The sequence below is a fragment of the Actinocrinis sp. genome (genome assembly GCF_035946395.1).
Classification (GTDB): domain Bacteria; phylum Actinomycetota; class Actinomycetes; order Streptomycetales; family Catenulisporaceae; genus Actinocrinis.
In genome coordinates, this window is the sequence record NZ_DASYZI010000089.1 from 1 (window position 1) to 2,754 (window position 2,754).

Genomic DNA, 2,754 nt, shown 5'->3' on the forward strand with positions numbered 1-2,754 from the left:
CCGTCGCCGTTGTAGCGCAACCACCCCGAGCCGCTCGCCGATTGCTTCTCGATGGTCTTGTCCACCACCGTCAGCGAGTTCAGAACGTCCGGGTCGGTGGCCGACAGCTCGCCGAGGCGAACCAGCTCGAGGAATCCGGCATCGATGACCGCGCGCTGGTCGAGCGTCGGGCCGCCATTGCCGACGTTGTAGCTGATCGCCGCATTCGGATCACCGGTCTTGGAAAGCCGGATGAAGTACGGCTGACTCGACAAAGGGCCGTTCGTCGTGACGGTCCAGCCCTTGATGGATCGCTGGTAGTGGTCCGCGGTCGCGAGCCAGATCCGGGCGTCGGCAGGAGAAGCGTGCTGCTGGGCGATCGTTGCGGCTGCGACCAGCCCGGCGATCTCGGCCGCGATTGTTGACGGCGAGTATCCGCTCTGCTCCTCCCAACGCTCCGGCCCGAACGACGGCCCGTGCGCGATCAAATAGTTCGCCGCCGCCTGTACGTGCGGCCACAGTCCGGCGTCGCCGGCCAGGCCGGACTGCAACACCATCAGGATCGGATAGGCAACCTCATCCAGTTGGGTGTTAAAGGAATCCGGCGCAAGCTTGCCGTTGACCAACGAGTTGCGTGGCAACGACCCGTCGGGGAGCTGCTGCTTCTCGAGCAGGAACCTCGTGGCGGCGCGGGCGGTGGCCAGATCGCCGTCCGTCAACAGCCCCGTCCATGCCTCATAGAGGTCCCGGGAGAAGACTTCCCGGTAGGAGCCGAAGTAGGTGTTGGCCGGATCGCCGGCGGAGACCGCCTGCCCCCACGGCGAGGCGATCGAGGCCACGATTGCCCCTGGGAATGTCTTGTCCTCGCTCGCTTTGACTACGTTGGCGGACACGTAGTAATCCTTCACTGCGGCCGCCTGCTGGGCCGGCGTGAGGCCGGGGAGACTTCCAGATGGGGTATTGAGCGCGTCGTCGTATGAAAGCCACCCCGACCGGTATTGGCCGCGCAGCGACCCGAAGGGCCGGCCGACCGTGGCGCTGGCGGTGGCGACGGCGTCGGCCTGCGTGGTGCCGAAACCGAGGGCGAGCATCGCGTCGCCGTGCTTGTCGAAGCGCACCTGCGCCGTCTGCTCCACATTACCGCCGAGAGCGGAATCGGTCGGCGTCAGGATATGCGCGGAGTCGAGCTGGGCGAGTCCATCCGACGGGGTGCCCACGAAGCCGCTGCTCACTACGCCGAACGGTTGGTCTGCCCGCAGGGCCAGGAAGCTCGGCACGGCATAATCGCGATTGGCGGCGTTTGTCTTGGTGTTCGTGTCGTAGGAGACCGGCACCGGCGAACCAGTTGTGGTGTCGATGACCGCGTTGTCGGCACCGCCGTTGCCGCTGCCGCCGCCACCGTTGCCGCCGACTGTCGCGTCCAGCCGGACATAGACCCGGTAGCTGGCCGCGGCCGGCGTCAGGGGCGTGTAGCTGGTCTGGACAACGACGCTCGGACGCGCCGGATCGGTGAGGTACGTTGTGGTAAGCCGGTAGGCACCGGTCTTAGCCGTGGACGTGACTGTGCAGACCATTCCGGTCGAATCAGCGGAGACGGTGTAGGTCGTGTCGCGCGTCTGCAGGTCAGTGAACGAGGAGCCGTCAGTGACGAGGTACTGCATCGTCTCGACGTTCGTCGTGTCGATCGTCGGGGCATAGACATCTGACAGCACGCCGTCGGCGACCGTGTACCAGATCTTCGACGTCGTGTTGCGGGCCGTGCCCAGACAGTCCTTTCGGGCGAGGTCGAAGTGGCTCAAGGCGCCTGGGCCCCCAGTGGCGGGCACGGGGGCGGCGACAGCGGCCGGAACAGCGGCCGCGAGCGAGCCGACAACAACCGCGCCGACCGCCAGAACGACGAACCAGGATCGTGCGCGCATGGCTCTCCTTGTTAAGCCCGATGCCACTGTCTGCCGGCCTACTCAGGCAAGCGCATCAGCCGGGTGGGGTCAAGGGATTGTCGCTGCCCCATGTGCGTGCGCCTCCAAATGACCTGGTGATCCTGGCACGTGGGTCGGCGACCACCCATATCAGAGCCGCGGTGTGCAGCGGCGTGTCGATGCAGGGGTTTTCAGACCTCGGCGTCGGTGGGCGGGGTGGCACGTCCCGGCAGCGGCGTCCTGACCGGCACCAGCCCGAGATACTCGCCGAGATCGCCGAGCATGATCTGACGTAGCTCCTCGTCGGTAGTGACTTTCTCCTGCATCTTGGAGACCGGCATCAGGATCTGGCCGGGAAAGAAGTCGTCGAACACCTCTACCAGACGCACCAACGGCATGCCCCACGCCGGGAAATTCACGTACGCCTCTGGATCCCTAGCCTCCCGTACCCGGAGCTTTTTGAGTGGAGGCAGTGAGATGTTCTCGCACCAGCACTCGCATCCGGCCGCGTCGGACATGCACGAGCATCCGAACTCGCAACTGATCCCGCAGTCGTCCAGCTGGCATTCAGGCATGTTCGCTCCCACGTTGCGAAGGTGAGACCTAATGCGTCTGATCTCGACTTGGCTGCGGCGTGGCTGCGCAGCGAGAAACACCGGGCAGAATCCCTGGCTGAGGTCAACGAATGTCTGTTGTCCACCGCCGGCGTGTCGGCCGGGTGCCGCGTGGTCGAGGTCGGCGCGGGCACCGGTGAAACGACCCTGGCCGCCGCCCGCGCGGTCGGGCCGGCCGGTTCAGTCACCGCCCTGGACAGCTCCGCGCCGATGATCGAGGCACTCACCCGCCGGATGCGCCA

Annotated in this window: 3 protein-coding genes; 1 reads left to right on the top strand and 2 read right to left on the bottom strand. The window is 66.1% G+C overall.

From position 1 onward, the window contains the following. The coding region (locus tag VGS97_RS05850; RefSeq protein ID WP_326852177.1) for a glycoside hydrolase family 15 protein at window positions 1–1,898 on the bottom strand (1,898 nt) is incomplete at its 3' end. A gap of 191 nt (window positions 1,899–2,089) precedes the next feature. After that, window positions 2,090–2,317, bottom strand: coding sequence for a hypothetical protein (locus VGS97_RS05855; RefSeq protein WP_326852178.1), 228 nt, complete (start codon window positions 2,315–2,317; stop codon window positions 2,090–2,092). A gap of 177 nt (window positions 2,318–2,494) precedes the next feature. Between VGS97_RS05855 and VGS97_RS05860 the strand changes: the two genes are divergently transcribed. Continuing rightward, window positions 2,495–2,754, top strand: a 260-nt coding sequence (locus tag VGS97_RS05860; RefSeq protein ID WP_326852179.1) for a class I SAM-dependent methyltransferase, incomplete at its 3' end; no start/stop codon positions are given.